This window comes from Streptomyces sp. DH10, assembly GCF_029813805.1.
Taxonomy (GTDB): domain Bacteria; phylum Actinomycetota; class Actinomycetes; order Streptomycetales; family Streptomycetaceae; genus Streptomyces; species Streptomyces coeruleofuscus.
In genome coordinates this window covers 61,574-81,604 of the sequence record NZ_JARVKU010000004.1, presented here as the reverse complement: position 1 = coordinate 81,604, position 20,031 = coordinate 61,574, and the positions used below count along the sequence as shown (strand labels likewise).

12 protein-coding genes and 1 pseudogene are annotated in these 20,031 nt (G+C 73.6%); 9 read left to right on the top strand and 4 right to left on the bottom strand.

Features of this window, described 5'->3' with window-relative positions; genetic code table 11:
- Nucleotides 1-21: 21 nt before the first annotated feature.
- Complete coding sequence (locus tag QC385_RS09885) at nucleotides 22-975, top strand: helix-turn-helix domain-containing protein (RefSeq protein ID WP_279540884.1); 954 nt, start codon at nucleotides 22-24, stop codon at nucleotides 973-975.
- Here QC385_RS09885 and QC385_RS09880 read toward each other — a convergent pair.
- Entirely contained in the window at nucleotides 936-3,329 is a 2,394-nt protein-coding gene (locus QC385_RS09880; RefSeq protein ID WP_279540883.1) for an ATP-binding protein, read from the bottom strand. The genes QC385_RS09885 and QC385_RS09880 overlap by 40 nt on opposite strands.
- A gap of 339 nt (nucleotides 3,330-3,668) precedes the next feature.
- Nucleotides 3,669-5,831, bottom strand: a complete 2,163-nt coding sequence (locus QC385_RS09875; protein WP_279540882.1) for a CATRA conflict system CASPASE/TPR repeat-associated protein — start codon at nucleotides 5,829-5,831, stop codon at nucleotides 3,669-3,671.
- A gap of 59 nt (nucleotides 5,832-5,890) precedes the next feature.
- On the opposite strand from QC385_RS09875, the gene QC385_RS09870 reads away from it, so the two are divergent.
- From QC385_RS09870 to QC385_RS09855, 4 genes are all read left to right on the top strand, one after another.
- Entirely contained in the window at nucleotides 5,891-6,247 is a 357-nt protein-coding gene (locus QC385_RS09870) for a CATRA system-associated protein (RefSeq protein ID WP_279540881.1), read from the top strand.
- Nucleotides 6,228-10,226 carry a CHAT domain-containing protein gene (locus QC385_RS09865; protein ID WP_279540880.1) on the top strand — a complete coding sequence of 1,333 codons (3,999 nt, stop codon included), beginning with the start codon at nucleotides 6,228-6,230 and terminating at the stop codon, nucleotides 10,224-10,226. Before QC385_RS09870 ends, QC385_RS09865 begins: the two co-directional genes overlap by 20 nt.
- Nucleotides 10,227-10,374: 148 nt before the next feature.
- On the top strand, nucleotides 10,375-10,794 hold the full coding sequence (panD, locus tag QC385_RS09860) for an aspartate 1-decarboxylase (protein ID WP_279540879.1): 420 nt from the start codon (nucleotides 10,375-10,377) through the stop codon (nucleotides 10,792-10,794).
- 28 nt (nucleotides 10,795-10,822) lie between these two features.
- The gene (locus QC385_RS09855) at nucleotides 10,823-11,167 is read left to right on the top strand and encodes a GNAT family N-acetyltransferase (RefSeq protein ID WP_279540878.1); all 345 of its coding nucleotides are present in this window, start codon (nucleotides 10,823-10,825) and stop codon (nucleotides 11,165-11,167) included.
- Nucleotides 11,168-11,794: 627 nt separating this feature from the next.
- Here QC385_RS09855 and gndA read toward each other — a convergent pair.
- Entirely contained in the window at nucleotides 11,795-13,234 is a 1,440-nt protein-coding gene (gene gndA, locus QC385_RS09850; RefSeq protein ID WP_279540877.1) for an NADP-dependent phosphogluconate dehydrogenase, read from the bottom strand.
- A 361-nt stretch (nucleotides 13,235-13,595) separates the two neighbouring features.
- On the opposite strand from gndA, the gene QC385_RS09845 reads away from it, so the two are divergent.
- The gene (locus QC385_RS09845) at nucleotides 13,596-14,852 is read left to right on the top strand and encodes a peptidoglycan DD-metalloendopeptidase family protein (RefSeq protein WP_279540876.1); all 1,257 of its coding nucleotides are present in this window, start codon (nucleotides 13,596-13,598) and stop codon (nucleotides 14,850-14,852) included.
- An 886-nt stretch (nucleotides 14,853-15,738) separates the two neighbouring features.
- Here QC385_RS09845 and QC385_RS43985 read toward each other — a convergent pair.
- Nucleotides 15,739-16,563 (bottom strand): annotated as a pseudogene (locus tag QC385_RS43985) (DMT family transporter); the annotation flags it as partial.
- 225 nt (nucleotides 16,564-16,788) lie between these two features.
- On the opposite strand from QC385_RS43985, the gene QC385_RS09835 reads away from it, so the two are divergent.
- From QC385_RS09835 to glgC, 3 genes are read left to right on the top strand one after another with little or no spacing between them, the layout of a single operon-like run.
- On the top strand, nucleotides 16,789-17,526 hold the full coding sequence (locus QC385_RS09835; protein WP_279540874.1) for a (2Fe-2S)-binding protein: 738 nt from the start codon (nucleotides 16,789-16,791) through the stop codon (nucleotides 17,524-17,526).
- Nucleotides 17,527-17,565: 39 nt separating this feature from the next.
- Nucleotides 17,566-18,717: a glycogen synthase gene (glgA, locus tag QC385_RS09830; RefSeq protein WP_279540873.1), complete on the top strand. Its 1,152-nt coding sequence runs from the start codon at nucleotides 17,566-17,568 to the stop codon at nucleotides 18,715-18,717.
- A gap of 51 nt (nucleotides 18,718-18,768) precedes the next feature.
- A complete protein-coding gene (gene glgC, locus QC385_RS09825) occupies nucleotides 18,769-19,989 on the top strand; it encodes a glucose-1-phosphate adenylyltransferase (protein ID WP_279540872.1) in 1,221 nt (406 codons plus the stop codon).
- Nucleotides 19,990-20,031: the final 42 nt, after the last annotated feature.

Below are 20,031 nucleotides of genomic sequence, written 5' to 3'. Positions count from 1 at the left end.
CGAGGGGAGGAGTTGAGCAGGATGGGGCGTCCGCAGAAGGAGATCGTCCAGGACGGGTCGCCGGCCCGGCTCTTCGCCTACTGGCTCCGGGACCTGCGCGGATCGGCCGGACTCACACTGGATCAGCTGGCCCGCCGTACCGGGTACGGCAGGACGACCGTCAGCGACGCCATGCGGGGCGAAAACCATCCCACCCGTCCGGTCACCCTGGCGATCGTCGGCGCCTGCGGGGGCGATGTGCGGCGGTGGGGCGAATACTGGGCGCAGGTGCGCCGGGCCCTGGACCCCGACTGCCCGGACGGCCCGGCCGGGATCACCCCGCCGCCCTGGGACGGCCCGGCGGACCGCACGACCGGGGTGCACGCCGAGCAGTGCCCGGCGGACTGCGTGCGCACCGAGCCGCACGGCTGGTACACCGAGTCCGTGTCGACCAGGCTAAGGCTGGACACCCCGACCCCCGAAGCGCTGGAGCGCCGGATCGTGGTCGCGACCTGTGACGGTCTGGCCCGGATACCGGTCGGGGTCAGCGTGCCCCGGCGTGCAGGTGACGTGACGCCCGGGCACGGACTGGAGATCTCCGTCGTCCAGGGGGGACGGCTCGAGGAGGGGCAGCCGCGGTACGAGAGTTACTTCGAGCGGTACCTGGTGCTGCCCGCGCCGATCAAAGCCGGGACGCGACACGTGTACGAACTGCGGCTGCGGATCCCGTCGGGCCAGCCGATGGCACCGCACTTCGTGCATGTGCCGCTGACCCGCAGTGAGCACTTCCGGTTGCGGGTCCGCTTCGACCGGGCGAGGCCGCCGCACACGGTGTGGCGGCTGGCCGGGGTGCCCACCGCCGTGATCTACCAGCGGAACCCGGGCACCCCGGCGCTGCGCCCGGACGCACAGGGGATGGTGGACGTCGAGTTCGGGTCGATGAAGGTGGGCTTCGGTTACGGGCTGTGCTGGCGGGAGGCGGGCACCGGAGAGTAGTCCGCCGCCGGCGCGGGCAGTTTGGCGCGGACCGGCTCGGCGTCGGGGTGGTGCAGGTCCTCGAAGAGCGCGAGCGCCTCCGCCCACAGGGCGCGGGCGTCCTCGCCCCGGCCGAGTGCGGCGTGGGCGTCACCGAGGTGCTCCAGGGCGTGGGCCTCGCGGTAGCGGTCACCCAGGGCCCGGTCGAGATCCAGGGAGACCTCGTAGTGGCCGATCGCGGCGGCGGGCCGGCCGAGGCCCTGTTCGGCGCGGCCCATGCCGAGCAGGATGCCCGCCTGTCCGTCGAGGTGGCCGAGCCGGATGTAGAGATCCAGCGCCCGGCGTGCGTGATCGAGGGCGACGGCGTGCTCTCCCAGCCGTTCCCACTGCTGGGCCACGGAGGTAAGGCCGTCGGCGAGCGCGAGAGGGTCTCCGGTGCGCTCCGCCATGGCGAGAGCGATCCGGGCGTGCGGCAGCGCCCTGCGGGGGGCGCCGCAGGAGCCGTACACCCGGACCAGGGAGAGCCGTACCTCCCTTACGCCCTCCTCGTCACCCAGGTCGCGGCAGGTGCGCAAGGTCTCGTACAGCAGATCGAGCGCCTCCCCGGCGCGGTTCAGGCGGGAGAGGGCGTCGGCGAGCCGGCGGGTGGCGGTGGCGTGGGCGGCACGGTCTCCGGCCCGGTCGGCGGCGTCGCGGGCCAAGGCGTGCACGGCGGCCCGCTGGGCACGGCGGCCGGAGCGGCGCAGATGGACGGCGCAGGCGTCGGCCAGCCGCCAGGCGTACGGCTCCATGCCCGGGGTGGCGGCGGCCTGGGAGATGACGGCCTGCAACGCGGACAGTTCCGCCTCGAACCAGCCGGTCGCCGCGGCGTGGTCGCCGATCGGCGGCTGCGCGGCGGTGGGCCTCGGCGCCCCACCGGGTGCCGGGCGCCAGGGTTCGAGGTGGTGGTCGGCCAGGCGTGCGGTGTCCAGGTAGTGCCGCAGCAGCCGTATGGTGCCCTCCCGGCGCTCCTGCGGAGGGCCGCCGTCGAGGAGTTCCGCGGCGTAGAGCCGCAGCAGATCGTGCAGGGCGTAGCGGCCGGGGACGTGCTGGCGGACGAGGTGGGCGGCGGTGAGGGTGGCGAGGAGAGCGGTGGGCGGGTCCGCGGTGCCGGCGAGGGCCGCGCAGACCGTGGCGTCGAACTCGGGGCCGGGATGGCAGCCGAGGAGCCGGAAGAGACGGGCGGCGGGCGCGGGCAGCAGCACGTATGAACCGTGGAAGACGGTACGCAGGTCGACATCGGCGTCCTGAAGCCCGAAGAGATCCAACGGCGCCCTGGCGCGCCGCAGTTCGCGCACCATGGCGCCGACCGACCCGGCGGGGGCGGTGGCCGTGCGGGCGGCGACGACGCTCAGCGCGAGCGGCAACCGGCCGCACAGATCGACCAGTTCGTCGGCCTCGCGCGGTTCCAGGGCGAGCCGCTCGGCGCCCATCTGCCGCTCCAGGAGGGTGCGGGCGGCGTAGCGGGGAAGCACGTCGAGGGCTATGCGCAGGGCGCCTTCGCGTATGACCAGGCCGTCGAGGCGGTTGCGGCTGGTGACGACGGCGACGGAACCGGGGTCGCTGGGCAGCAGCGGCCGTACCTGGCCGGTGGAGCGGGCGTTGTCCAGGACGAGCAGCATCCGGCGGCCGGCCAGCAGGGTGCGCAGCATTCCGGAGGCCACGGCCGTGTCCGCCGGGACGGCTTCCGCAGTTACGCCGAGAGCCTGGAGGAAACCGTGAAGGGCCTCGCCGGGGTCCATGACCGCCTCGTCGCCGAAGCCCCGCAGATCGACGTAGAGCTGGCCGTCCGGGAAGCGGGCCTGTGTCCGGTGCGCCCAGTGCAGTGCGAGCGCTGTCTTGCCGACGCCCGCGGTGCCCTCGACGACGGCGACGGCTGCTCTGCCCGTGGCGGGCTCGCCGGTCGGGCCCTGTAACGCGTCCAGCCGGGCGAGTTCGGCGTCCCGGCCGACGAATACGGGGTTGACCAGAGGGAGGTGGCGGGGGGTGGTGAGAGCGACGGAGAACTGGCGTGCGGGCGGGCGGGTGACGGCGGGGCGCAGCCGCCGGGCGGCGTCGGCCTCGTCCCGCAGGTCGGCGAGCCGGCCGGCCTCGGGTCCGGGGACGCCCAGTGCGGCGAGGAGCGCGTCGAAGACTCCGGTGCCGGGCAGGGTGGTGCCGTTGAGGTAGGCGTACAGGCTGCTGGTGGAGACGTTGAGGCGCCTGGCGAGTTCTCGACGGTCAAGTGTTCTGCCGAGCCGTTTCTCGGCCCGGACCACGGCGCGGGCCAGTTCGACCGCCAGCCGCCGTCCCGGATCCTTTCCGTCTTGTCCGGACGGCCAGGGGACTTCGTTCACGACCGTTCCTCCGCGGGAAGTTCATGGCTCCGCACCGCGCGGATCCAGACGTTTCCAGTGTGTTCCAGGACCGCGGGCGGCCGGACGGATCCGCGTGTTTGCCTGCCGATTCCACGCCGAGGGGATACGGGCCCTCGGCCGGCCGCAGGAGGACGACAGCCGTGCAGACCCACTGAACGCCGCGCCGCACTCGGACCCGGCCCCTCCACGTCCACCGGCGGGACGTGGAGGGGCCGGTCGTGGGTCGGGGCAGGGAGCGGGGCGGGCGGTTCGGGGGCGGAGGCGGGCCGGCGGTTCCCGGTGCCGGACGGGAGCCGGCGCTCTCGCGGCGCGGTCGGGTCAGGCGGTTCCGTGGCGGCGGAGGCAGTCGAGCACGGTGGTGGCGGCCGTGGCCCAGGTGTATCGGGCGGCCATTTCCTCGCGGAGTTCGGCGGCGTCGCGAAAGGCGGCCTCAGGGTTGCGCACGACGGCGTGGATGGCCTGCGTCCAGGTCTGGATGTCGGCCTTGCGGCTGCCCCGCGTGGCCTCCACGTCCACAACGGCCCGAGTTGCGACCGGCGATTGCTGAGCGCGCAGCAGCATTCCCAGCCCGCTGCGGCCGCTGACCAGGACGGGCACCCCGGCGGCGATCGCCTCCGCGGCGGCCAGACCGAACGCCTCCGCGCGGGAGGGCATCAGGACCAGACTGGCCCGGGCGAGGTCGTTCTTGATCCGCCGGGGATCGGCGGAGTAGCGGCGGGGAATGACGTCCACGGCCGAGTTGCCGACCCACTTCTCCACCTGAGCCGCCAACGCCGCGGACTCGTCGTCGGGCACCCCCCGTACGAGCAGATGCCACGCACCGGGCCCCGCCGTTTTCGGGCCGGCCTTTCCCACCGCCCGCGCCGCGATGTCCAGCCCCTTCAGATCGGCGTCCTCCAGCCGGCCCAGCAGCAGGATCTGCGGGATCTCCCCAGGCCGAGGCGGCGTTGCCGGTGTCCCGCCGTCGAAACCCGGGTCGATGCGTACCGGTGCGGCCAAGTCCTTGTATTCGGGCGTGCGCAGATGGGGCCACAGGGCCCGCTCCAGCCGGGGACCGACCGGCATCGGGTGCAGCGCGCCCCGGCACAGTCGCAGTTCCAGATCCGTGCGGTCCTCGGCGCGAGCCGCCAAGTCCCCTTCGGCGTGCGGTTTGTGGGCTTCGGCCTGGTCCGGTTCGACGTGCAGAAAGTGCAGTCGCCCGGCGTTCTTGAAGTAGCGCTCGACCAGCATCTTGGCCGGCGGTCCTGTGACCCTGCCGTGTCCGAGGACGAGGTCGGGCACGAACCCGTCGGCGAACTCCGGCGGCACCGACAGCGCCGCGTCCCTGCTGAGCCCCGGCTGAGCGACGTCGATCAACCGCACCTCGTCCTTCGCCGCGTCCGCGCGCTCCTCCGGGGTCGCGGACCAGACCATGACACGGACGTCCGCCTTCATCCGGGCGAGGGCGACGCACAACTTGCTGTTGAACGCGCTCAGGCCACCATGCGCGGGGAACCACTCGTCGGCGACGACCAGCACCCGCACCGGCCGGCCCGGCTCCCACCGGGGGCCCGGCAGGGGATCGCCGACCCCGGACCGCTTCAGCAGGGCGAGAACATCATTCAGCCACCAGAGGAACGACGAGGCGAACCGCCGGTCGTCCTCCGCCACGGTTCCGCCGTCGAGGCCCGACGCCTCCAGGGCCCGCTGGGCGTTCTCCCAGGTGCCGTCCACCGAGTCCCGGATGAAATGGACTTCGGCTGTCGAGGGCAGCTCCCGGTTCCGGTGGCCGTCGGGCCGCCTCACCACGGCCAGCGGTCCCGTGGTTCCCGCGGCCCTGGCCTCCGCCAGCCAGCGATACGTTCTCTGCTGGTGACGGATCGCCGTCATGTGCATCAGATACCGGACGAAGTGCGGCATCTCCGGGTGACCGCCGTCGGACCACGCCCACGCGCCGAGCCGCCTGTCCCCGCCGGCCCGACCCAGCAGCCGTAACAGCCGCTGCTGGTCCGCCATGTCGCCCCGCTCCGGTTCCAGGAGGTCCGCGTCTCCCGGCGCCTGAGCCGACGTCTTGCCCAACTCCAGTGTCACCGCGCCCAGATGACATGCCCCCAGCGGCCCTACGATCGACTCCAGCCGCTTGCGCAGCCCGGACCACTCCCGGTCCGGGCCGGCGCCGAGCAGGACCGACAGATTGAGGGTGTCCCGGTGCCGGCGCAGGATCGCCTGGTCGAGCCGGTCGGCCGACTGCACTCCCGCCACGGCGAGGGAGCCGTGCGGGGGAGGGGCGGGCAGGGTGTCCGGAACCCGGACCGGCAGTGCGGCGTACAACTCCCTGTCGGCACCCTGCATGTCACGAAAGCGTCCCCACATCGCCCGCAGGGAGGACACTCCCTCCTCGGCGCGTGTGCCGTCCAGCGGGACGAAGACGTGGACCGCGACCTCCTGCTCCGCGACCTGACGCCCCGCCACCTCGTACTCCGCCACTCCTTCTTCAGGCACGTGCCGGCACACCCCCGCCTCGCGTCGCCGCTCCCGGCGTACTCGCTACAGTTGAGTCCATGCAGTCTAGGGCGGATTCACCCAGTACAGGCACGGACGCGGCGTTGCTCGCCCGGGCCCGCGAGTTGCTCGACGACGTCCCCACCTGGCGGCTTCCGCCGGCCGCCTGGTCGCGCCCCGCCGCCGCGGTCGAGGCGCTCGCGGCGGCATACGACGCCGGGGACGGCGTTGCTCTCGGAGCCGCCGTCGCCCGGCTCGAAGTGCTCAGCCCGAACCGGGTGGAGCGCATCGCGGACCCGGCCGACGTCCCGCCCTCGGAGCCCCTGCGCGAGCGGGTGACCGCCCTGGTGCACACCATCGCCGAGCCGGGCGAGGACACGGCGGGAAATGCCGCCGGTGACGACGACCGGCGCTGAGGCGGAGCCGCCGGCTCGTGTGAAGCCGTCGCCGTACCGCCGTCTGCGTCTCGCCCTGGCGCTGCGGCGCGCCCGCCGGGCGACCGTGAACGGCCGCTTCCCGCGCCGAACGGACCGAGCCGTCGGTTTCCTGGAGGCCGCCCTCGGGTGCGCCGGGCGGGAGGATCGGGTGGCGCTGCTGGAGGGGATCGCCGCCCTGCACACCGAGTCGGCCCGGCGCGGCGGGGGTGCGGCCGCGGGGGTGCGGTCGGTGGAGGCGCTGCGCCGGGCCCTGGCCGACGCGGGACCCGACGAGGCGGTCGTCCTCGCACAACTCGCCGAAGCCCAGGCCGCGTTGCATGCGATGACGGGCGACACCGAACTGCTGCGGGAGGCCGTCGCCACCGCGCGCCGGGCGGTGGAGCAGGCCCCGGACGACCCGCTGTCCCGGATCATGGTCCTGTCGTCGGTGGCCGGACTGCTGCTGCGGGCGGGGTCGGACCTCGCCGATCCCGAGCTGTTCGAGGAAGCCGTCGTAGTGGTCGGCGCATCGCTCGCCGCGGGCGGCGGTTCGCTGCTGCACCTGGCCCAGGCCCACCGGCTGCGGTACGAGCACGACGGCGAGGCCGAGACGCTCGCGCGCGCCGAGACGGCGGCCCGGGAGGCCGTGGCCCAGTGCGAGGAGCACGGGTTCGACGCGGCCGACGAATACGCCGAACTCGCCCAGGTCCTGCGCTACCGCTCCGGCCGCACGGGCGATCCACGCCTCGCCCGAGAGGCCGCGGCCGCGGCCCGCGAGGCGCTGGACCGCACGGCCGAGGGCGACGACGAACACTCCAAGCGGGCATGCCTGCTGGCGGGCGCCCTGACCGAGTGCCACTACGCCGGGGACCCGGAGGCACTGGCGGAGGCGGTCGCGGTCGTGCGCGCGGCCACGACCGCCGAAGCGGCGGGAGCAGAGGCGGCGGGCGGCCACCGGGCCACCGCCGTCGGGACGGCGGGCCACTCGGCCGCGCGCGGGACCGATGCCGCCGGCAAGACAACCCACTCGGCCATACCCTCCTCCCACCCCGCCCCGACGGCCGCTCGCTCCGACGTCTGGCAGATCGCCGCCGCAGTGCTGTGCGCATGGGCCGACCAGCACGAGGACATCGACGTGGCGGAGGAGGCAGAGCAGGTGGCGCGGACCGCGCTGGTCCTGGCCGGGGACGACGAGCAGCGGCGGGCTGACGCGCTGGACACCCTCGCCGACGTCCTGCGCTGCGGCTATCTGCTGAGCGACGAGTCCGGGTTGCTGGACGAGGCGATCGCGTACGGCGGCCAGGCCGCCCAGCTCGGGGCCGGCCCGCCCGGCGACCGGGCCGGGCGCATCGGCAACCTCGGAGTCCTGCTGGTCCTGCGGTATGAGGAGACCGGCGCTCCCGACGACCTCGACGCGGCGATCGACCGGTACGGCCAGGCCCTCGCCCTGCTCGGCGACGATCACCCCGACGCCGGGCTCCACTTCAACAACCTGGGCTCCGCCCTCGCCGCCCGCACCCGGCTGCACGGCGCCGACGCCGAGCTGGACGAGGCGATCGCCGTCGGCCGGGCCGCCGTACGCAGTGACGGTCCCGCCCACCAGCGGGTGCTGCGGCTGAGCAACCTGGGTGGGGCACTGTACGCGCGCTACACCCGTCACGGTGCCGTCGCCGACCTGGACGAGGACATCGACCTCCAGCGCGAGGCCCTGCGCCTCGTCCCGCCGGACCACCCCGAGCGCCCCGGTCTGCTCAGCAACCTGGCCACCGCCCTCACCGAACGCCACGAGACGCTGGGCATCCGGGACGACCTGTCCGAGGCGCTCGAGCTCCTGGAGGAGGCGATGGCGCTCGGCCCGGCGTCCCGGCGGCGGGCGACAGTCGCGGGCGCCCACGGTCTGGCGCTGCACGCGCTCCACCGCGTCACCGGCGACCAGGACGCGCTGGAGCGGGCTCTCGTCAGCCTGCGCACGGCCGTGGAGGCCACCGCGCCCACCGATCCGCATCTGCCGCTCCAACTCGCCAATGTGGTGGCCGCGTTGCAAGCGGCGTCGGTGCATCGCGCGGCGGCGGCCGCGGAGGCCGTCGACGCGGCGCGCGGTGCCCTGGCCTCGCTCGACGAGGGCCGGTCGGCCACCGCCGTCCGCGGCAGTCTGCTCCTCGCCCTGGCCGCCCGGTCCGGCGACGGGGACCTCGACGAGGCGGTGACGCTGGCCCGCCGGGTGGCCGCGGACACTCCGCCGGACGATCCCGATCTGAGCCGCTCGCTGGCCAACCTCGCCTATGTGCTGAACCTGCGGCACGGGTCCACCGGCAGGGCAGCCGACCTGGCAGATGCGCTCGACGCCCTGCGGGCCGCCGCCCTGACCGGGACCGGACCGGCCGACGTCCGGCTGCACGCGGCCCGCGACTGGGGCCGGATCGCGGCACTGACGGGCGATGCGCGGGCCGCGGCGGATGCGTTCGCGCTCGGTGTGGAGCTGCTGCCGACCGCCACGCCCCGCCGGCTGGAGCGGCCCGACGCCCAGCGCAAGCTCGCCGAGGCCGCCGGGCTGGCGAGTGACGCGGCCGCGATGTGTCTGGCCTGCGGGGATCCCGAACGGGCGCTGAGCCTGCTGGAATTTGGCCGCGGAGTGCTCCTCAACCGCCGGTCGGGGATCCGCGCCGACCTCGCCGACCTCCACGAAGCCGACGCCGGGCTCGCCCGGCGCTTCGAGGAACTGCGCGACGAGCTGGACCGGCTGGACCACCCCCCGCTGCCGCTGCCGGTCCCGCCGCCGGAGACGCGGACGACGGGCCGGGAGCGGGAACGCCGCCGGGATCTGGAGGCCGAACTCGACGTCGTCGTACGCAGGATCAGGGCGCTGCCCGGGCAGGCCGGGTTTCAGCGGCCGCCGTCGGTGGCCTCGCTGCTCGCCGAGGCCGCGCACGGTCCGGTCGTCGTGGTGAACGTCAGCGAGTACCGCTGCGACGCCTTGCTGCTCACCGCCGAGGGGCTGCGGCACGTGCCGCTGGACGGCCTGGACGCGGACGAGCTGGAGCGGACGGCGGAGGCGTTCCACGCGGACGTCGTCACCGCGCTGGATCCCCGGGCAGCCCAGGACGAGGTCGATGCGGCCAACGAGCGGGTCACCGCCGTGCTCGACCTGCTGTGGCGGGAGATGGCCGCCCCGGTCCTCGCGGAACTGAGGGTGACGGACCCGGACACCCGGGTCTGGTGGGTGCCCACTCAGGCGCTGTGCAGGCTGCCGCTGCACGCCGCGACGGCGGCCCCACACGCCTCGGAGCCGTCGGCGGACCGCACGGTGCCTCCGGAGTCAGTGGTGGACCGTACGGTGTCCTCGTACACGCCCACCGTCACCACCCTGCACCACGCGCGGGCCCGCGGCGCGGCGCCGGACCGCATGGTGGCGGCCGTCGTGCACGCCGACGTGCGCCGACCGGGACTGCCGGAGCTGCCCGCCGCGCGCCGCGAGGCCCGGGCGGCGGCGGACCGCCTCGGCGTCGAAGTGCTGGACCTCGCCGAGTGCGAGCGGTCCGTTCTCATCGACGCGCTGATCACCTGCACCCATCTGCATCTGGCGCTGCACGCGGTGGCGGACCCCGACGACCCGGGTACCAGCCGCTTCCTGCTGCCGGACCTCGATCTGACGTTCGCCGAGATCGCCGCGCGCCGAGGCGGCTGGGGCCGTCTCGCGTATCTCTCGGCGTGCGAGACGACGCACACCTCCCGCGACCTCGCGGACGAGGCGATTCACCTCACCTCCGCTTTCCTGCTCGTCGGGTTCTCCGGAGTGATCGGCACCTTGTGGCGGGTACCGGACGCCGTCGCCGAGGCGACGGCCCGTGTGTTCTACGGCGCCCTGGACACCGCCCGGGACGAACCGGCCGTCGCGCTGGCCCGTACGGCGCGGCTGGTCCGCGTCCACTACGGTGACGCCCCGGCGGCATGGGCAGCCCACCACCACGTCGGCGTCTGAGACCCACGGCCACTCCGTTCGCGCACGGACCGGTGTGAGTCCTGAAACACCTGGCGCCGGCTGACTGAGCATGCGGATGGTTGTACGCTGCGGGCACCGCCCTTGACCTGCGAAGCAGGCAGGGAGCAGACGAATCGGGAGTTTGACCATGTTGCGTACCATGTTCAAGTCCAAGATCCACCGAGCCACCGTCACCCAGGCCGACCTGCACTACGTGGGATCGGTGACCATCGACGCCGACCTGCTGGACGCCGCCGACCTGCTGCCCGGCGAGCTGGTGCACATCGTGGACATCACCAACGGCGCCCGGCTGGAGACGTACGTCATCGAGGGCGAGCGCGGATCCGGTGTCGTCGGGATCAACGGGGCCGCCGCCCATCTCGTCCACCCCGGCGATCTGGTGATCATCATCAGCTACGCCCAGGTGACGGACGCCGAGGCGCGGGCACTCACCCCCCGGGTCGTACACGTGGACCACGACAACCGGATCGTGGACCTCGGCGCCGACCCGTCCGAGCCGGTACCGGGCTCGGACCAGCAGCGCAGCCCGCAGGCCGTCCGGGCCTGACCGACGTACAGGGGACAGGAGCGTGTCCATGAGGGACCTGGAGATCCGCGACGACCGCGAGGCGGGCCGCCTGGAGGCGGTGTCCGGTGGTGAAGTCGTCGGCCGCATCGAGTACTTCGTCCTCGACAGCCCCGAACGCGCGCTCGTGCCCGTGCACACGATCGTCGAACCGGCCCACGAGGGCCAGGGCATCGCGGGTGCGCTGGCGCGAGAGCTCTACGGCATCGCCGGCCGCGAACACAGCGCCGTCGCCCCGCTCTGCCCCTACGTCGCCAAGTGGTCCGAACGCCACCCCGACGAGGCCCCGCCGGCTGACCAGGCCCTGCTGACAGCCGCGAAGGGCTGGCTGACCGAACACCCTGGCCGCTTCTGACTCCCGAGCCGGGACGTACGGTGTGCGAGCCCGGCCCCGTTACCCCCACCTGGCCCCTCCCCGTCCCGCGCGGGGGTGACTGGGGAAGCGGTCGACGGGTAGGCGGGGGAGTAGTCCAGAGCCGGAGTCGAGCGACTGGCTGGAGGACCTCATGACGAATCCGTATCCCGACCCCGTGCCGCCGGGGCCGACGCCGGGCCCCGAGCCCCAGCCCCCGGAGCCGCACCCCGATCCGGTGCCGAACCCGCAGCCGCCGCCGGGCCCGGAGCCGACCCCGCCGCCTCCGGCCCCGATCCCACCCCCGGGTCCGACACCCCCGGGTCCGACACCCCCGGGGCCGACTCCACCGGGTCCGACCCCGCCGGCACCCCCGGGCCCCGACCCGGTGCCGGGACCCGACCCGTCCCCGATCCCGCCGGGACCGGAACCCGTACCGAACCCGGAGCCGGGCCCGCCGCTGTCCTGAACGGCGGCAGAAGAACCGGCAGAAGAACCGGCAGAAGAACCGCCAGAAGAACCGGCAGAAGAACCGGCAGAACCGTCAAGAGATCCGGCATGAGAACGGGGCCGGTGGACAGCCGATGCGGCCGCACCGGCCCCGTACCGTTTTCCGTCAGCGCGGAGCGCCTACGCGGAGACCTCCGACCGGTCCCCACCCCACAGCGTGTGGAACGACCCGTCCCGGTCCACCCTCCGGTAGGTGTGCGCACCGAAGTAGTCCCGCTGCCCCTGCGTCAGCGCGGCCGGCAGCCGCTCCGCGCGCAGGGCGTCGTAGTAGGCGAGCGCCGCGGCGAAACCGGGCGTCGGCACGCCCTGGCGGGTCGCGGCGACCAGCACCTCGCGCCAGTCGTCCTGGGCGTCCGCGATCTCCTGCGCGAACGTCGCGTCCGACAGCAGGCTCGGCAGATCCGGCCGGGCGTCGTAGGCCGCGCGGATCCGGTCCAGGAAGGCCGCGCGGATGATGCAGCCGCCACGCCACAGCGCGGACACCGCGCCGAGGTCGATGTCCCAGCCGTACTCGTCGCGCGCCGCGTCGATCTCGTGGAAGCCCTGCGTGTACGACACGATCTTCGACGCGTACAGCGCCTGCTCCACCCGGTCGGCGAAGGCCTGGGCCTCCGCCTCGCTGAGCGGCTTCGCCTTCGGGCCGGCCAGTCCGCGCGAGGCCTCCCGCAGCGCCGCGTGCCCGGACAGCGAGCGCGCGAAGACCGCCTCGGCGATACCGGACACCGGCACGCCCAGGTCCAGCGCGATCTGCACCGTCCAGCGGCCGGTGCCCTTCTGCTCGGCCTGGTCCACCACCACGTCCACGAACGGCTCGCCCGTCTGAGCGTCCACGTGCGAGAGCACCTCGGCCGTGATCTCGATCAGGTACGAGTCGAGGCGGCCCTGGTTCCAGGTGCGGAAGATCTCCGCGATCTGGGCGGGGGAGTACCCGGCGACGTCGCGCAGCAGTTGGTACGCCTCGCCGATGAGCTGCATGTCCGCGTACTCGATGCCGTTGTGCACCATCTTCACGAAGTGCCCGGCACCGTCCGGACCGACGTGCGAGACACACGGCGAGCCGTCGGCCGCCTTGGCCGAGATCTTCTCCAGCATCGGGCCCAGCGAGTCGTACGACTCCTTCGGGCCACCCGGCATGATGCTCGGCCCGTTGAGCGCGCCCTCCTCGCCGCCGGACACGCCCATGCCGACGAAGTGGATGCCCTGCTCGCGCAGGTCGCGCTCCCGGCGCCGGGTGTCCGCGAAGTGCGCGTTGCCGCCGTCGATGATCATGTCGCCGGGCTCCAGCAGCGGCGCGAACTCCTGGATCACAGCGTCCGTCGGCTCACCGGCCTTCACCATCACGACCAGCCGCCGCGGCCGCTCCAGCGCGGCCACGAACTCCTTGGCCGTCTCGCACGCGACGAACTCCCCCTCGCCGCCGAACTCGTCGACCAGGGCGCGCGTGCGCGCGGGGGTCCGGTTGTGCACCGCCACCGCGTAGCCGTTGCGGGCGAAGTTGCGGGCGAGGTTGCGGCCCATGACCGCGAGACCCGTGACGCCGATCTGCGCTGTAATGCTCATTCGGTTGGCTCCTAAAGACCTCGGTATAGGTGCTGCGGCCGGTGCCCACCAGCGTGTCCACCAGCATGCCCCCGTCGCCCATCCTGACGTGCCGCTCCTTCGTCCGCACGCGCGGGTTGCACGACGTCGCGCACGCAGATACGCACAAGAGCCCCCGTCGCACTCACCCGACGTACGCGTCCCCGCGTACGCCGCACCCGCGCACCGGGTGACGTACGCGGTGCACCGCCGAGGCGCACGACGCGCAACAGGGGCCTCATCCCGGCCATTTGGGCAACCGGGCGGCCGATAGCCGCCTTGTCCTGGCCGGTTCGCAGCGCTTACTTTTGCCCCTCCTGACGCATGTCTAGGGGGGCTCTCGATGGCCGTACGCGGCCGGCATCGCCGGTATCAGCCGAACAGGATCAACCGCGCCTCACTCACCGTCACGGCGGGCGGCGCGGGCATGGCGCTCCCGTTCATGGGCGCCGGCACCGCCCAGGCGGCGGACGTGGACACCTGGAACAAGGTCGCCGCCTGCGAGTCGAGCAACGACTGGAACATCAACACCGGCAACGGCTTCTACGGCGGACTCCAGTTCACCCAGTCCACCTGGGAGGCGTACGGCGGCCGGGCCTATGCGGCGCGCGCGGACCTGGCCGGCAAGGACCAGCAGATCGCGGTCGCCGAGAAGGTGCTCGACGGGCAGGGCCCGGGCGCCTGGCCGGTGTGCTCCGTACGGGCCGGACTGACCCGGGGCGGAGCCGAGCCCGACATCCGGCCGGCCTCCGAGAGCACGAGGAAGGGCGAGAAGGCAGACCGGAAGCAGAGGCCGAAGACCTCCATCGAGGACGTGCGGCCGCAGTCCACGCCGCAGTCCCGGGCGGGCAGCGCCGAGATGTACACGGTGGTGCGGGGCGACACGCTCTCCGGCATCGCGGAGGAGCGGAAGGTGCGGGGCGGCTGGCGGGGTCTGTACGCCGCCAACCGCTCGGCCATAGGGAGCGATCCCGATCTGATAGTGCCGGGCCAGCGGCTCGCGCTGAGCGGAGAGGGCGCCACGAAGACGCGTCCCGCGCCCGAGCGGACCCCGTCGGCCAAGCCGTCGACGAAGAAACCGCCGTCGCAGAAACCGTCGTCGAAGAAGCCGTCCCCGGACCGCGCCGAGGAACGTGCCAAGGATCGGTCCAAGGACGAGAGCAAGGAGCGCGCCGCACGGTCCACGGCCACCCGGCAGGGGCTGGTCGCCCCCGTCAGCGCCTCCCTGGGGACGCCCTACCGCAAGGCGGGTTCGTCCTGGTCGAAGGGCTACCACACCGGGGTCGACTTCCCCGTGCCCACTGGCACGTCCGTCAAGTCGGTCGCCTCGGGCAGCGTCGTCAGCGCGGGATGGGGTGGCTCGTACGGCTACCAGGTCGTGATCCGGCACGGCGACGGCCGCTACAGCCAGTACGCCCACCTCTCGGCGATCTCCGTGCGCGACGGGCAGACGGTGAGCGCGGGCCAGCGCATCGGCCGCTCCGGCTCCACCGGAAACAGCTCGGGCCCGCATCTGCACTTCGAGGTGCGGACGGGGCCCGGGTTCGGCTCGGACGTCGACCCCATCGCGTACCTCAGGGCCGGCGGCGTCAGGATCTGATGCGCCTGCGGTGCCGGACCACCGTGGGCATCGCCACGTACGGGATGCCGTAGAAGGCGACGTAGGAGAGCGGGCGTTCCGCGGAGGACACCGGCGGTTCCCCGCTCTCGTACGTGCCGTCCGGGCCGTCCGGGCCGACGTCGGGTTCGCCGGCGACGGCAACAGCGGGCACGGGCACCGGCTCGTCCCCCGACGGCCCCCGACCGGCTCCGCCGAGGTCACCGGCCCCGACGCCCAGCGCCACGGTCTGGGGCAGCGCGTCGACGCCGGTCGGCGAGCCCAGGGACCCGGCCTCCGCACCCACCGTCTCCAGCAGACCCTGCACGCTCCCGGCCGGTTCGCCGACCGGTCCGGGCAGGCCGCCGATGGTCCCGGCCAGGTCACCAACGTGCCCGGCCTTCACACCCACGGCCCCGCTCAGGCCGCCGCGCGCGGCCTCCGCACTCACAGTCTCCAGCAGATCCCGCCCGCTCCCGGCCGGTTCGCCGACCGGTCCGGGCAGGCCGCCGATGGTCCCGGCCAGGTCACCAACGTGCCCGGCCCTCACACCCACGGCCCCGCTCAGGCCGCCCCCGCGCCGGGCCTCCGCGCCCACCGTCTCCAGCAGATCCCGCCCGCTCCCGGCCGGTTCACCGACCGGTCCGGGCAGGCCGCCGATGGTCCCGGCCAGGTCGCCCGCGCGCCCGGCCTTCACACCCACGGCCCCGCTCAGGCCGCCCCCGCGCGCGGCCTCCGCACTCACCGTCTCCAGCACACCCCGTCCGCTCCCGGCCGGTTCCCCGGCGGGTCCGGGCAGCATCCCCGTCGCCCCGAGGCCCGTGTCCACGGGAACCAGCCCGGTGCCGGCGACCTCCAGCTCCGTCCCCTCGCTCTCCGGGTGGGCGTGGGTGAGCCGCTCCGTCGTCAGGAGGATCAGGCCGCCCGCCGCCACCACGCCGCAGCTCAGGGCGAGCGCCGTGCCCGTCGTGCCGTAGCGGAAGGTTTCGCCGAACATCGTGATGCCGACCGCGGCCGCCACCACCGGGTTCACGACCGTCAGCGTGGCCAGCGGCGCGGCGAGGCCGGCACCCCGGTAGGAGGCCTGCGACAGCAGCATGCCCGCCGTGGCGAGAACGCCGATCACGGCGAGCGACGGCACGTCCGCCGCCGACACACCACCGGTCCAGTCGACCGCCACGGTCTTGGTGAACACCGAGGACATGCCGAACGCGATACCCGAGGCCGTCGCCAGCAGCATGCTGCGGACCGCCGGGTGCCGGTGCGCGGCCCGGCCGGCGATCATCAGCGCCACGACCACACCCGCGGTGACCAGGGCCACGGCCACCCGCTCCGCCGCGTCCAGCGACTGCGCGTCGGACGCCGCGACCAGGGACAGCAGACCCGCGAGCCCCACCGTCGCCATGATCGCGCCCCGCCACGCCGTGGCGCCCGCCTTGCGGCCGACGAACAGCGCCGCCATCGGCAGGGCCACCACGATGGTCAGCGCGCCGAGCGGCTGCACCAGGCTGAGCGGACCGTACGCCAGCGCCACCACGTGCAGCAGACCGCCGAGGCCGTTCAGCGCGACCGCCGCCCACCAGCCCGGCCGGCGCAGCGGCGCGTACTGCTCGTCCGGCGACGACGCCGCGACCCGCTCCTGCACGATCGCCCCGCCCGCGTAGGCGAACGCGGAGACGAGCGACAGCAGGACGGACAACGCGAGGGCGCTCATCGGCTGCTCCTCTGCGTCAGGCGGGGGCGATCAGCCCGGCGCGGCGAAAGGTCGGCTTTCATGACCAACACCCTGCCGTGTCCAGGTCTTCCCGTCGTCGTCCCTGAGCACTCATTGGGTCCTACTGCCGATGGAGTACGAGGGGACCACCCTCATCCCCAGGGTGGGCGCCCCGGTCGGGGGTCACCGGGGCGCATCCCTTAGGGGCCTTGGTACTACTGCTTCGTGGACCTCGACCCCGACCTTGCCGCGCTCCGCCCGCTCGGCGGCTACTTCGTGCTGCGCACGGGAGAGGCGGCGGCCCGGCCTCTTCCCACTCTCGCACAGGCCTATGCCGCCGCGGCACCGGATGTATACGGAAATCCCCTGATTTACCGTGTCGGCAAAGTCGCGACCGCCCTGCGCGTTCCGGAGCCTCGCGTCGCGGCGTCCGTGGCCCACCTGGGACTCGCGGCCCGCCTCTGGTCCGTGGCGCTCGGCTGTGCCGCGCTCTACGGCCGTGTCCCCGACCTCGACGCCCGGCTGCTGCACTGGGACGCCGACGCCGGCGCCCCCGACGATCTGTGGCTCTCGGAGGTACGGCCGCTCCCCGGGGACGCCCCGACCCTCGCGGACGTCGTCCTGCGCGGCCACCTCGACCCCCTCTCGGCGGCCCTGCGCGCCCACCACCGCCTCGCCCCGGGCCTGCTGCGGGGCAACGCCGCCTCCGCGCTGGCGGGCGCCGCCCGGGAACTCGACCGCTGGGCACGGCGCCACGGCCGTACGGACACCGCCGCCCGGGCCCGTTCCCTGGCCGCGGAACTCCTCGCGCACCCCCTGCTGGCCGGCTCGGGAACCCTCACCGGGACCGCCTTCCGGCGCCGCAGCTGCTGTCTGTACTACCGCGTGCCCGGCGGGGGTGTTTGTGGTGACTGTTGCTTCACACGGCCGCCCCGCTCTTCCCCACAGGCCTCATCTGGGTGACCATGAAAGGGAACGGCCGCTGAGAGCAGGGAGTTGCGGGTGCGAGTGGGACTGCTGACCCGGGAGTACCCGCCGGATGTGTACGGCGGTGCGGGTGTCCACGTGGAGTTCCTGGCCCGGGAACTCCGGCCTCTGGTCGACCTGGACGTGCACTGCTGGGGCGAGGGCCGCGCCGACGGCGTGCGCCGCCACCGGCCCTGGTCCACGCTCGACGGCGCCAACGACGCGCTGCGCACCTTCTCCGTCGACCTGGCCATGGCTGCCGCCCTGGAGGGCCGCGAGCTGGTCCACTCCCACACCTGGTACGCCAACCTCGGCGGCCACCTCGCCAAGATGCTCTACGGCATCCCGCACGTGATGACCGCGCACTCCCTGGAGCCGCTGCGCCCCTGGAAGGCCGAGCAGCTCGGCGGCGGCTACGAGCTGTCGAGCTGGGCCGAGCGCACCGCGATCGAGGCCGCCGACGCGGTGGTCGCCGTGTCGGGCGCCATGCGCGAGGACATCCTCGGCTGCTACCCGGCACTGGACCCGGACCGGGTCCACGTCGTGCACAACGGCATCGACACGAGCCTGTACCGGCCCGACCACGGCACGGACGCCCTGGACCGCGTCGGCCTCGACCGCTCCCGTCCGTACGTGCTGTTCGTCGGCCGCATCACCCGCCAGAAGGGCGTGCCCCACCTGCTGCGCGCGGTGCGGGACATCGACCCGGCCGCGCAGGTCGTGCTGTGCGCGGGCGCGCCGGACACGCCGGAGATCGACCAGGAGTTCCGCGAGCTGTTCGGGGAGCTGAGCCGGGTCCGCGACGGCGTGTTCTGGATTCCGAAGATGCTGCCGCGCCCGGAGGTGATCCAGCTCCTGACGCACGCCGCCCTGTTCGTCTGCCCCTCGGTGTACGAGCCGCTCGGCATCGTGAACCTGGAGGCGATGGCCTGCGGCACGCCCGTGGTGGCGTCGGCGGTCGGCGGGATCCCCGAGGTCGTGGACGACGGCAGGACGGGCCTGCTGGTCCCGGCCGGCGGCGGCTTCGAGGCGGGACTCGCCCGGGCCATGGACTCCGTCCTGGGCGACCCGGAGGCCGCCCGGCGGATGGGCGAGGCCGGGCGGGAACGCGCGGTCGGCGAGTTCGGCTGGGACGCGGTGGCCCGCCGCACGGTCCGGCTCTACGAGGAGATCCTGAAACAGGCTTAGTACGAGCTGCTCAGGGGCAGGCATCGGGAAATCTGCGTGAGGGGAGCGGCCATGCGTCGTGGTGGTCCTTCGGTCCTGGGAATCGTGCTGGCGGGCGGAGAGGGCAAGCGTCTGATGCCCCTGACCGCGGACCGGGCGAAACCCGCGGTGACCTTCGGCGGTACGTACCGCCTGGTCGACTTCGTCCTGTCCAACCTGGTGAACGCCGACGTGCTGCGCATCTGCGTCCTGACGCAGTACAAGTCGCACTCGCTGGACCGGCACATCACCACCACCTGGCGGATGTCCAGCCTGCTCGGCAACTACGTCACACCCGTGCCCGCCCAGCAGCGCCTCGGCCCCCGCTGGTACCTGGGCAGCGCCGACGCGATCCTCCAGTCGCTGAACCTGATCTACGACGAGCGCCCCGAGTACGTCGCCGTCTTCGGCGCCGACCACGTCTACCGCATGGACCCCCGCCAGATGCTCACCCAGCACATCGACAGCGGAGCGGGCGTCACGGTGGCCGGGATCCGGGTGCCGCGCACCGAGTCCTCCGCGTTCGGCGTGATCACGCCGGGCTCGGACGGCCAGACGGTGGAGCGCTTCCTGGAGAAGCCGACGGACCCGCCCGGCCTGGCAGACGACCCCGAGATGGTCTTCGCCTCCATGGGCAACTACATCTTCACCACGAAGGCCCTCATCGAGGCGCTCCAGCGGGACTCGGAGGACGAGCGCTCCGTGCACGACATGGGCGGCTCGATCCTGCCCCAGCTCACCGACCGGGGCGAGGCAGCGCTGTACGACTTCAGCGCCAACCACGTGCCCGGCGAGACCACCCGCGACCAGGGCTACTGGCGGGACGTCGGCACGCTGGACGCCTACTACGACGCCCACATGGACCTGATCGCCGAGCGCCCGGCCTTCAACCTGTTCAACCGCAGCTGGCCCATCTACACGCACTCGTACCAGCTCTCGCCGGCCCGCTTCAACGCCGGGGGCATCGCCAGCGAGTCCATCATCAGCGCCGGCTGCCTGATCCGCGGGCAGGTCACGCGGTCCGTGCTGTCGCCGGGTGTGGTGGTCGACCCGGGGGCCGTCGTGCAGGGGTCGGTGCTGCACGACAACGTGCACATCGGCCGGGGCGCGGTGGTGCGCGGCGCCGTGCTCGACAAGAACGTCGAGGTGCCGCCGGGCGCGACGATCGGCGTCAACCCGGAGCGCGACGCGGAGCTGTACACGGTGTCCAAGGGCGGCGTCATCGCCCTCGGGAAGGGGCAGCTGGTCACCTGACGAGGAGCGGCCGGGGGACTTTGTCCTGGCTCTGGACGAAGA